The sequence below is a fragment of the uncultured Pluralibacter sp. genome (genome assembly GCF_913775985.1).
Classification (GTDB): Bacteria; Pseudomonadota; Gammaproteobacteria; order Enterobacterales; family Enterobacteriaceae; genus Pluralibacter.
Genome location: NZ_CAJYMB010000083.1, coordinates 1 through 9927, shown reverse-complemented (window position 1 = coordinate 9927; position 9927 = coordinate 1). Strand labels below are relative to the sequence as shown.

The window sequence follows — 9927 nt, the reverse complement described above, 5'->3', positions numbered from 1 at the left end:
AAACCCTGCTCGGCGCCGACGACAAGGCCGGCGTAGCGGAAATCATGACCGCGCTGGCGGTGCTGAAAGAGAACAATATTCCCCACGGCGATATTCGCGTGGCTTTCACCCCGGACGAAGAAGTGGGGAAAGGCGCGAAGCATTTTGACGTCGCCGCGTTTGACGCCCGCTGGGCCTATACCGTCGACGGCGGCGGCGTGGGCGAGCTGGAGTTTGAAAACTTCAATGCCGCCTCCGTTACCATCAAAATCGTCGGCAACAATGTCCATCCCGGCAGCGCAAAAGGCGTGATGGTTAACGCCCTGTCGCTGGCCTCGCGCATTCACGCCGAAGTGCCCGCTGAGGAGAGTCCCGAGCAGACGGAAGGCTACGAAGGCTTTTACCACCTCACCAGCATCAAGGGCACGGTGGACAGCGCGCAGATGCACTACATTATCCGCGACTTTGACCGCAAGCAGTTTGAAGCGCGCAAGCGCAAGATGATGGAAATCGCCAAGAAAGTGGGCAAGGGTCTGCACCCGGACTGCTATATCGAGCTGATCATTGAAGACAGCTATTACAATATGCGCGAGAAGGTCATGGCCCATCCGCACATTGTCGATATCGCCCGCCAGGCGATGGAGGACTGCGACATCGAGCCGGATCTTAAACCGATCCGCGGCGGCACCGACGGTGCCCAGCTTTCATTTATGGGACTGCCGTGCCCGAACCTGTTTACCGGCGGCTACAACTACCACGGCAAGCACGAGTTTGTGACGCTGGAGGGCATGGAGAAGGCGGTGAGGGTTATTGTACGCATCGCGGAGCTGACCGCCCGCCGCTAATACCGAGGAACAGGCGCGCCGGAACTAGTCCGGCGCGCCGCGGTTTTACTCTTCGAAGAACCAGTAGCCGCTGTTCACCAGCGCCGCCAGCATCGCGAGGAAGGACGGATCTTCCAGCGCGTCGCCAAACTCCCCGGCGCTCAGGGTGCAGTGGGCGGCAATGGCCTCCAGCGCCGGACGGTGTGGGGAATCAAGCAGCTCGCCGTTAACGAACACTGCATCGCCAATCCGCAGCACCCGTAGCCCGCCGAGGCGCACCAGCTTGTCGCCCTGCAGCAGCGCGTCGTATATCTCATCGGGCTGATACGGCGGCTCCGGCGGCGAAACGTCCAGCTCGTGGCGCGACTGGCTGATAAATTCGCCAAACCACTGGGTGAAATTTTCCGGCTGATTGATAAGCCCGGTCATTATCTCCCGCAGCTTATCGATCTCCTGAGGCAGGATATCGGCCGGATGCGCGCGCGCCGGCACGTCCGGATCGCTGTAGCGCTGGCTGCCCAGCTCCCGCTGCAGTACATAGTCGGCGAAGCCGCTGATAAGCTCTTTGCCGCTCGGGGCGCGGAAGCCAACCGAATAGTTCAGGGAGTTTTCCAGCGAATAGCCTTCGTGGGGGAAGCCCGGCGGAATATACAGGATATCGCCCGGCTCCATCTCTTCATCGATAATGCCCTCAAAACGGTCGACCTGCAGCAGATCCGGATGCGGGCAGTGCTGCTTCATCGGCACTTTTTCCCCCACCCGCCAGCGGCGGCGGCCGGTACCCTGAATGATAAACACGTCGTACTGGTCGAGGTGCGGCCCCACGCCGCCGCCCGGTACCGAGAAGGAGATCATCAGATCGTCGATGCGCCAGTCCGGCAGGGCGCGGAACGGGTGCATCAGCGCTGCGGCGGGCTGGTGCCAGTGATCTACTGCCTGAACCAGCAGCGACCAGTTGGTTTCACCGAGGTGATCGTAGCTTTCAAACGGGCCGTGGCTGACCTGCCATTTGCCATCGAGATGGCTGACCAGGCGGCTGTCCACCTCATCTTCCATCGCCAGGCCGGCGAGTTCATCAGGGCTGATAGGATCGATAAAATTGGCGAAGCCGCGCTTGAGCACTACCGGGCGTTTCTGCCAGTAGCGTTCGATAAAGTCGGGCCAGTTGAGGGTTAAGTGATAATCCATATTGTGATATTCCGCAGGCAGTTTTCGCCGATTATAGCGGAAGCCGCCGCCCGGGGATGCAGGCGGCGGCAAATAATGTCAGTTATGCTTCCCCGCCCTCGCCGTGCTTGTAGCCGAAGATGACCTCCATGCGCGCGCCGCCAAGCGGACTGTCGCCGGCGACAATTTTGCCAGCATACTGCTCAATGATCTCCCGGGACACCGACAGCCCGACGCCCTGGCCGGGGCGCAGAGTATCAATACGCAGTCCGCGATCGAAGATGACCTCGCGCTTGCCCGGCGGGATCCCCGGCCCGTCATCGTCGACAATAATGTGCAGATTATCGTCGGTCTGGCGGGCGGATACCTCGACAAACTCCAGGCAGTATTTGCAGGCGTTATCCAGCACGTTGCCCAGCACTTCCATAAAGTCGTTCTGCTCGCCGATAAAGCTGATTTCCGGCGAGATATCGAGACTGATATCAACGCCTTTATTCTGGTAAACCTTATTGAGCGCGGAGGTGAGCTTGTCCAGCAGCGGCGCGACCGGATACAGCTCGCGGCTCAGCAGGGCGCTGCCGCTGCGAATGCTGGCCCGGTGAAGATAGTAGCCAATCTGCTGGGAGATGCGGCTAATCTGATCCAGCATCACCGGCTCGGCCGCTTCCACTGTCAGCTTGCTGCTGCGCAGGGATCGCAGGGTGCTTTGCAGCACCGCCAGCGGGGTCTTCAGGCTGTGGGTCAGATCGGTGAGGGTGGTGCGGTATTTGTCATAGCGCTCGCGCTCGCTGGTCAGCAGCCGGTTTAGATTGAGCACCAGATTAGTGAGCTCGCGAGTGGTTTCCGGGTTAAGCGCCTCGCGGTGGTGCTCTTCCAGCTCGCGCACTTCTTTGGCCAGCGCCTCAATGGGCTTAAGGCTCCACCAGGCGGCGACCCACAACAGGGGGATAACCAGCAGCAGGTTAGCCGCCAGCACGTAGATAAACCAGCTCCAGACCATGTATGAGCGCTTGAGCTCCACCGGAATGGTGTCTACCACCACAATCACCAGCTCCGGCATTCGCGACGTTGCCGGATAGAGATTGACCGCCACCGAGTGCGTCATCTCCGAGTCGTCATCTTCTTCGCGGATCTCTTCCAGCTGCTGCTGTATCGCCCGGTTATCGCGCAGCAGCATGCTCGAGAGGCTGACGTCGGTCTCAATTTCGTGAAAGCCGTCAGCCTTCAGCCATTCAGGCCTGATCCTCTCTCTGAGCCAGGGAACGTCCCGCTGCGACCATAGCAGCTTGCCGTTCTTATCGTAGATAAGCGCCATCGTCGGGCTTTGCAGATCCAGGTTCTCCGGTAGCTCCAGATGAATTTTATTATCCTGATAGTGGGAGAGGGTGTAGAACAGGTTGCTCTCCCCGCGCAGCAGCCGGAAGGTGGTTTTGTCAAAGCTGACGCTGTAGCCCACCAGCGCCACCATTCCGTAAGCCAGGGACAGCACGGATACCACTGCGGCGGTTGCCAGCAGGAAGCGGACGCGCAGCGAAAGAGGCAATATTTTTTTTAACACGGCTTTACTCGCGCAGTTCGAACAGGTAGCCCTGGCCGCGCACGGTGGTAATAACGTCCCCGGTATAGCGGGCCTGAATTTTTTTGCGCAGGCGGCCCATCAGCACGTCGATAGTGTGGCTTTCCCGCAGTTCGGCATCCGGATAGAGCTGCAGCATCAGCGAATCTTTGCTGACGACTTTGCCGCTGTTGCGGATAAGCGTTTCCATAATGGTGTATTCGAAGGCGGTTAGCTTGATGACTTCGCCATCCACCGACAGCTCACGGCGGGAAAGATCTACCTGGAAAGGCGCAATGCTAATCACCTGTGAGGCAAGCCCGCTGTTACGGCGCATCAGCGCCTGCATCCGGGCGGCCACTTCTTCGATGTGGAACGGCTTGGTGACGTAGTCATCCGCACCGGCGCTCAATACCTCGACTTTATCCTGCCAGCCTTCCCGGGCGGTAAGCACCAGCACCGGCACGGAGACGTGATGGCTTCGCCAGCGGCGGATCATCGATAGCCCGTCTTCATCCGGCAGTCCTAAATCGACAATCGCGATATCCGGAACGTGTTCGCTCAGATAATAGTCGGCTTCTCTGGCATCTTCCGCGGCATCCACCTGATTACCCAGCTCCTGGAGCTGGACTTTAAGATGGTGGCGCAGCAGAGCGTTATCCTCTACGACGAGTACGCGCATGCTAATTCTCCCTAACGCTGTTTAATTGGGCCAGTTTAACGCTGAATATGCCCTAACAGCATAGCGCAGCCAAACTAAATGCTGGCTCTCTGCGCTGATGATTTGGCTCAGGAAATTTAAATAGGATTTGGGCACGCAACTTAGCCCAGCCTCACTATACTCAGAACATATAACGAGATCCAAAAGGGTGCCGTTTATCCTGCGGCAAGAATGCGTTAACGCTGACCAGCCTCTCTGCTGGTCTTTTTTTTAGTACGACTTTGTGAGGTTTTATGCTGTGGATAGAACAAGGGTTATATCTTAGAGTGCAGGAGCTGGAAAACGGGCCGCGCCCGCTGCCGTCGAAAAGCGGATTCAGCAACGAAAAGGCCTATCGCGTATTGGGCTGCTTTAATCCTTCCGAAACATCGGATGCCTACTATATTTTGTCCAACGATCGCGACGAGATTTGGTTTATCTGCAATCGCCACCTGCGTACCGTTGGCCTGTATCAGGAGCTGCACGACTTTCGCTTTAACCTGCCCGATATCCTGCGGCACTGAGCCTTTTCCGGCAGCACGGCTGCCGGAATACTATAGCGTTAACCGCGCCGGTAGAGATCGGGACGACCTTCCGGCCGCGTTTTGAAGCGGCGATGAAGCCACATATACTGATCCGGCGCCAGCCCGATGGCCTGCTCAATCGCCTGATTCATCAGGGCCGCCACCTCTTCTTTATTCTTATCAATCAGCGTCTCGCCAATGTCGGGCAAAATCACCAGCTCGTAGCCTTTACCGTTTGCTTTGCGGCGCGGTACGAAGGGGACCACCGCCGGCCGGGCGCTTTTCACCAGCATGTAGCTGCCGCCGGTGGTGGCCGCATCCGGGACATTAAAGAACGGCACAAACACGCTGTTGCGCGGGCCGTAATCATGGTCCGGCGCGTACCAGACAATCTCATTTTTTTTCAGCGCCCGGATCATGCCTTTCAAATCGTAGCGGTCAACCATCGTTTTGTTTGAGCGCAGGCGACCGCGGGTCTGCAGCCAGTCATACAGCGGGTTATCATTGGGGCGATAAACGCCGACGCCGGGATTGAGCATGCCGAAGATGCGCGCGCCCAGTTCCAGAGTCAAAAAGTGCATGCCGATGAGCAAAACGCCCTGACCGCGGGCGCGGGCCTGCTCCATGTTTTCATAACCGGACACGGTGAACCACTTGCGCAGCCGCCGGTCCGGCCAGAACCAGGCCATCCCCGTTTCCAGCACGCCCGTGCCGACCGATTCAAAATTGTTTACCAGCCGGGTTTCTCGCTCGGCGTCGGAAAGTTCGGGGAAGCATAGGGCCAGATTGCGCCGTGCTACTTCCACCCGGCGGGGTAGCAGGCGCATGGCCGCTTTTCCCAGTACGCGGCCGAGTCTGAAAATGACGGGATAGGGCAGCAGCGTAATGCTCCACAGCAGGGCGATCCCCAGCCACAGCAGCCAGTAGCGAGGGCGTAAAAATGAGAGGGAAAATGTTGGCAGCGTGGTCATTACGGTGAGGCTCGTCGGTTAAGGAAAACTTTCGGTTAAAAAAAAGTTATTACGCAGAGGTAAATAGGGAACTTATAAAATACGCAGGGCAATATCTTACCACAATTTGCGTTTTCAGGGGCTAAGCGGAGAGCGAACGGTGCTTTTTACGTCAGTATTGATGCGGCGTTGAGGATAACTGCGCGCCGCGGTAAGCGTTATTGAAGGGGAGAAAAGCTCCTCTTCCCCGCAGGAAAGAGGAGCAGACGGATTATTTCAGGTCGTCAACCATCGCAATGGCGCGGCCAATGTAGTTTGCCGGGGTCATCGCCTTCAGGCGGGTTTTTTCCTCTTCCGGCAGGGCCAGGCTGTCGATGAACTGCTTCATGCCTTCGGCATCAACCCGCTTGCCGCGGGTCAGCTCTTTGAGCTTCTCGTAAGGCTTCTCGATACCGTAGCGGCGCATCACCGTCTGAATCGGCTCTGCCAGCACTTCCCAGTTGTGGTCCAGCTCGTCCAGCAGACGGTCGCGGTTCACTTCCAGCTTGCTCACGCCCTTGAGGGTGGACTGATAGGCGATCAGCGCGTAGCCAATGCCGACACCCAGGTTGCGCAGCACCGTTGAGTCGGTGAGATCGCGCTGCCAGCGGGAAACCGGCAGCTTGCTGGCCAGGTGCTGGAGCACGGCGTTGGACAAGCCCAGGTTGCCTTCGGAGTTTTCGAAGTCGATAGGGTTAACCTTGTGCGGCATGGTAGAGGAGCCAATCTCGCCGGCAATGGTCTTCTGCTTGAAGTGGTTGAGGGCGATGTAGCCCCACACGTCGCGGTCAAAGTCGATAAGGATCGTGTTAAAGCGGGCGATGCAGTCGAACAGCTCGGCAATATAGTCGTGGGGCTCGATTTGGGTGGTGTACGGGTTCCACTCAATCCCCAGCGAAGTGACAAACTCCTCGCTGAACTGGTGCCAGTCAACTTCCGGATAGGCGGCGATGTGCGCATTGTAATTGCCTACCGCGCCGTTAATTTTGCCGAGGATCTCAACCCGATCGAGCTGGCGGAACTGGCGCTCCATGCGGTAGGCGACGTTGGCCATCTCTTTGCCCAGCGTCGACGGGGTGGCCGGCTGGCCGTGAGTGCGGGAGAGCAGGGGGATATCGCGATACTGCACCGCCAGATCTTTCACCGCAGCAATCAGCTGGCGCCAGTAAGGCAGCACCACTTCGTCCCGGGCGGTCTTCAGCATCAGGGCGTGGGAGAGGTTGTTAATGTCCTCAGAGGTGCAGGCGAAGTGGATAAACTCAGACACCGCGTGCAGCGCCGGCACGTCAGCCACTTTCTCTTTGAGAAAATACTCTACGGCTTTGACATCGTGATTGGTGGTGCGCTCGATAGTTTTGATTCGCGCAGCATCTTCTTCGTTGAAATCCGCCACGATTTTATCGAGGTAACCGTTTGCGTCGGCAGCAAAAGCAGGAACTTCCATGATCGCTGCGTGCGCGGCCAGCTTTTGCAGCCAGCGAACTTCAACCTGAACGCGGAATTTCAGCAGGCCGTATTCGCTGAAGATGCCGCGCAGCGCGCTGACTTTATCGCCGTAGCGTCCATCGACGGGGGAAACGGCGGTCAGTGAGGATAATTCCATAGATCACAACTCCGGAGTTATATGAGCAAGAATTTGTTTAGCCTGAGTGGTCAGGCGATTACGGGAGAACATTAGCTGCAGGCGGCCGCCGCCGACCTGGTGCCAGAGCACCGCGGCGCGAATGCCCGCCAGCAGCGCGGCGCGCACTTTAGCCTGCACCTGCGGGCTTTGCAGCACTGCCGGGGAGCCGGTAACCTGGATGCGCGGGCCCAGCGGGCTGATGACGTCAACGTAAATGGCCGCCATCGCGCTCATCAGGGTTTCAGACTGCAGATCGAAATGCTCAAGCTGGCGCTGCAGGCCGGAGATACGATCCCCCAGCGTGTCCATCGCGCCTTTCGCCGAAAACAGCTTGCGCTCCAGCACCATCATACTGAGCGTATAGCGGGTCAGTTCGGCATTAAGACCCTGGCGGCTGCTGGCGTTGAGCACGCCGAGTAGGGTTTCAAGCCCGAGACGAAGATTACTTTCGCTACCGCCGAAAACGCCGAGGGTGGAGTCCGGATTCAGGTCAATAACGCTGTTGAGCGACACGTGCAGCGCGTCGCTATCGCAGTGTCCCTGATGGGCCAGCTGCTGCACCAGACGGGCCGACTGGCAGATGCCCGCCAGCGCCAGGGTGATGTCGTAATAGTTCTTCGCCACGTGCTTTCCTTGTTGTGCTGTGTTGTCTGTTAAACCGGCAGCGGCAGACGCTGCTCGATAATGCCGCCGCCCAGGCACACGTCGCCGCTGTAGAACACGGCAGACTGACCCGGGGTGACGGCGGCGACGGGCTCGTCAAAGCGAACCTCAATTTTATCTTCGCCCAGCGCCGTGACGGTGCAGGGGATGTCGGTCTGGCGGTAGCGGGTTTTTACCGTGCAGCGCAGGGTGCCGGCCAGCGGCTCGCGATCCACCCAGTGCAGCTGTTGGGCAATCAGCCCGACGGACATCAGGCGCGGATGCTCGTGCCCCTGAGCGACAACCAGAATATTGTTCTCAACGTCTTTATCGACGGTGTACCACGGCTCTTCGCTGCCCTCTTTGGTGCCGCCGATGCCCAGCCCTTTACGCTGGCCGAGCGTATGGTACATCAGGCCCTGATGTTCGCCGATAACGTCGCCGTCAACGGTAACGATTTTGCCAGGCTGGGCGGGCAGATAGCGGCCAAGGAAATCGCGGAATTTGCGCTCGCCGATAAAGCAGATACCGGTAGAGTCTTTCTTTTTTGCGGTAGCCAGATCCAGCGTCTCTGCAATGCGGCGCACTTCCGGTTTCTCCAGCTCGCCTACCGGGAACAGGCTTTGGGCGATCTGCTGGTGGCTGAGCGTATAGAGGAAGTAGCTCTGATCTTTGTTGCTGTCCACGCCGCGCAGCAGCTGGCTCTTGCCGTTAACATCGGCGCGGCGCACGTAGTGGCCGGTGGCGATGTAATCAGCGCCGAGGTCTTCAGCGGCGAATTCGAGGAAGGCTTTGAATTTGATCTCTTTGTTGCACAGGATATCCGGGTTCGGCGTGCGGCCCGCTTTATACTCTTCCAGAAACAGCTCGAAGACGTTATCCCAGTACTCTGCCGCAAAATTGACGGTGTGCAGTTCAATGCCGAGCCGGTCGCAGACCGCCTGCGCGTCCGCCAGATCCGCCGCCGCCGTGCAGTACTCCTCGCCATCGTCTTCCTCCCAGTTCTTCATGAACAGGCCTTCTACGTGGTAACCCTGCTGCTGGAGCAGGTACGCGGAGACGGAGGAATCGACACCGCCGGACATGCCGACGATCACTTTTTTCTGGCTGTTATCTGACATGGAATACTCACTACATTGAACTTCGAGGCGGCGTATTCTAGCACGCGACCCCGAGCTTGACACCCTTATGTGGCGCGCTAGTTAAACGCGCCAATGATCTCCACCGGCAGCCGCTGGCCGCTCTGCCAGCAGCGGATGCTTTCGGCCACCAGCGGCGAGCGCAGGTTATCGGCGTTAAGAATTTCATCGGCGGTGACCCACAGGCAGCGGTCGATATCGCTGTCGTGCGGCTCGGTGGCGCAGGGCGCATCCAGCTCGATGGCAAACAGGAAGCGCAGGAACGGGGTTTTGTCCGGCGCGGTCCACTGGTGCATGCGGATAAACTGCTGCGGCACGGCGCGGATGCCGGTCTCTTCCCACAGCTCGCGCCCGGCGGCCTCCAGCAGGGTTTCGTTGGCTTCAAGATGCCCGGCAGGCTGATTCCAGGTCGCTTTACCGCGCACGGTCTCTTCGACCACCAGAAATTTGCCCTGCGCGTGAACGACGCAGGCGACGGTGACGTGTGGCTTGAGCATAGCTGTCCTTAGTTAGATGGGTCGGTTGATGCCGTTGTAAACTTTGTCGAGCTGCGAGAGGCGCGCGTCGTAGGCGCGGTTCAGGCAGCTTACCGATCCGCCGCACTGGCGGCGGGTTTTCAGCCACTCGCGCTGCTGGTCCTGCAGCTCGCCGCGGGCACCCATGGCGAAAAGCCCTTTAAGGAAGTCGTACTGAGTGACCATTTTCACGTCTTTATCATTCAGGGACAGGTTGGCGCAGATCGCCTTCTCGTCCGCAGAAGTCGCTTTCTAGCAGTCAAAGCTCG

The 9927-nt window shown here is 58.6% G+C and carries 10 protein-coding genes and 1 pseudogene; 2 read left to right on the top strand and 9 right to left on the bottom strand.

Features of this window, described 5'->3' with window-relative positions; translation table 11 throughout:
- On the top strand, positions 1-824 hold an 824-nt coding region (gene pepT, locus QZ766_RS08790), incomplete at its 5' end, for a peptidase T (protein WP_297200336.1).
- A 45-nt stretch (positions 825-869) separates the two neighbouring features.
- Here the strand turns inward: pepT and QZ766_RS08785 are convergent.
- From QZ766_RS08785 to phoP, 3 genes are all read right to left on the bottom strand, one after another.
- Entirely contained in the window at positions 870-1991 is a 1122-nt protein-coding gene (locus tag QZ766_RS08785) for a cupin domain-containing protein (RefSeq protein WP_297200333.1), read from the bottom strand.
- An 82-nt stretch (positions 1992-2073) separates the two neighbouring features.
- Positions 2074-3528 carry a two-component system sensor histidine kinase PhoQ gene (phoQ, locus tag QZ766_RS08780; RefSeq protein ID WP_297200330.1) on the bottom strand — a complete coding sequence of 485 codons (1455 nt, stop codon included), beginning with the start codon at positions 3526-3528 and terminating at the stop codon, positions 2074-2076.
- Positions 3529-3532: 4 nt separating this feature from the next.
- A complete protein-coding gene (gene phoP, locus QZ766_RS08775; protein ID WP_297200327.1) occupies positions 3533-4207 on the bottom strand; it encodes a two-component system response regulator PhoP in 675 nt (224 codons plus the stop codon).
- Positions 4208-4479: 272 nt separating this feature from the next.
- On the opposite strand from phoP, the gene QZ766_RS08770 reads away from it, so the two are divergent.
- A complete protein-coding gene (locus QZ766_RS08770) occupies positions 4480-4749 on the top strand; it encodes a hypothetical protein (protein WP_297200324.1) in 270 nt (89 codons plus the stop codon).
- 38 nt (positions 4750-4787) lie between these two features.
- Here QZ766_RS08770 and QZ766_RS08765 read toward each other — a convergent pair whose 3' ends face one another.
- The 6 genes and pseudogenes from QZ766_RS08765 to QZ766_RS08740 all read right to left on the bottom strand — a co-directional run.
- Positions 4788-5720, bottom strand: coding sequence for a Kdo(2)-lipid IV(A) acyltransferase (locus QZ766_RS08765; RefSeq protein ID WP_297200321.1), 933 nt, complete (start codon positions 5718-5720; stop codon positions 4788-4790).
- A 250-nt stretch (positions 5721-5970) separates the two neighbouring features.
- Positions 5971-7341 carry an adenylosuccinate lyase gene (purB, locus tag QZ766_RS08760; RefSeq protein WP_297200320.1) on the bottom strand — a complete coding sequence of 457 codons (1371 nt, stop codon included), beginning with the start codon at positions 7339-7341 and terminating at the stop codon, positions 5971-5973.
- Positions 7342-7344: 3 nt separating this feature from the next.
- Positions 7345-7986 carry a high frequency lysogenization protein HflD gene (gene hflD / locus QZ766_RS08755; protein ID WP_297200317.1) on the bottom strand — a complete coding sequence of 214 codons (642 nt, stop codon included), beginning with the start codon at positions 7984-7986 and terminating at the stop codon, positions 7345-7347.
- A 29-nt stretch (positions 7987-8015) separates the two neighbouring features.
- On the bottom strand, positions 8016-9125 hold the full coding sequence (gene mnmA, locus QZ766_RS08750; protein WP_297200314.1) for a tRNA 2-thiouridine(34) synthase MnmA: 1110 nt from the start codon (positions 9123-9125) through the stop codon (positions 8016-8018).
- A 77-nt stretch (positions 9126-9202) separates the two neighbouring features.
- Positions 9203-9640 (bottom strand): NUDIX hydrolase, encoded by a 438-nt coding sequence (locus QZ766_RS08745; protein WP_297200312.1) that lies wholly within the window; start codon positions 9638-9640, stop codon positions 9203-9205.
- A 12-nt stretch (positions 9641-9652) separates the two neighbouring features.
- A pseudogene (locus QZ766_RS08740) lies at positions 9653-9927 on the bottom strand (lysozyme inhibitor LprI family protein); the annotation flags it as partial.